This is a genomic window from Vreelandella aquamarina, assembly GCF_020075495.1.
Lineage (GTDB): Bacteria > Pseudomonadota > Gammaproteobacteria > Pseudomonadales > Halomonadaceae > Vreelandella > Vreelandella aquamarina_A.
Genome location: NZ_JABYQT010000056.1, coordinates 1 through 255 on the forward strand (window position 1 = coordinate 1; position 255 = coordinate 255).

General features: G+C 56.5%; 1 tRNA gene. It reads right to left on the minus strand.

What is annotated here, in order from left to right:
• Positions 1 to 168: 168 nt before the first annotated feature.
• Positions 169 to 245: transfer RNA gene (locus tag HW452_RS17455), tRNA-Ile, on the minus strand.
• Between the last annotated feature and the right edge of the window lie 10 nt (positions 246 to 255).

Genomic DNA, 255 nt, shown 5'->3' on the forward strand with positions numbered 1-255 from the left:
GAACCGCTGACCTCCTGCGTGCAAGGCAGGCGCTCTCCCAGCTGAGCTATGGCCCCATTGCGTTCGCACTGCATCGCCTCTTGTCATAAATTTCCGTGAGACCAGGCAAAATGAGACGACGCATGGGCTTCCATGCGAGGAGCATTTTAACGCCGTATCACGGGAATTTGGTGGGTCTGGGCAGACTTGAACTGCCGACCTCACCCTTATCAGGGGTGCGCTCTAACCAACTGAGCTACAGACCCAAGAGGGGAT